1 protein-coding gene is annotated in these 472 nt (G+C 37.1%); it reads right to left on the minus strand.

From position 1 onward, the window contains the following. Window positions 1-109: 109 nt before the first annotated feature. Window positions 110-472: TonB-dependent receptor domain-containing protein (locus HR9077_RS20055; RefSeq protein ID WP_210725989.1), on the minus strand; the 363-nt coding region annotated here is incomplete at its 5' end.

Here is a 472-nt window from a genome sequence, read left to right on the forward strand (position 1 = left end):
GTTTGATTCTGAACTATTAGGAAATGGCTTTAAATGGCAGGCCGAAATTGCTTACCACAAAAAAGAAAATGAAGCTGTATGGCATAATACCTCTATCCGTCCTATCGGTTTAGCTGCTGACGGCGAGCGTGTAATTAATGAAACCATCTAGGTTTTCTTGATTACTATAACCATAGGTGTTTAGAAAGCTTTCATTAAGAGTTGGTTTATCATCAGATGATAAGCGCTCATAGCGAAGGCCCGCTGTCACTTCTAGGTCATCATTTAAATAAAAGGTATCTTCAATATATAAAGCTAATTGACTACGAGTTACATCATAGGCGGTATCTGCTGAATTATTAGTGTACGCATTTTGATAAGAGAAATCATAAGCACCTACTTCGCGGTTTGCAAAACTTTCTAGGCTATCAAACTTCCATGTACCTAATGAGTTCTCAGCAAAGAGGTTATATAAACGAAGTGATTCATATTG

It is taken from the genome of Modicisalibacter radicis (assembly GCF_900961225.1).
Taxonomy (GTDB): domain Bacteria; phylum Pseudomonadota; class Gammaproteobacteria; order Pseudomonadales; family Halomonadaceae; genus Modicisalibacter.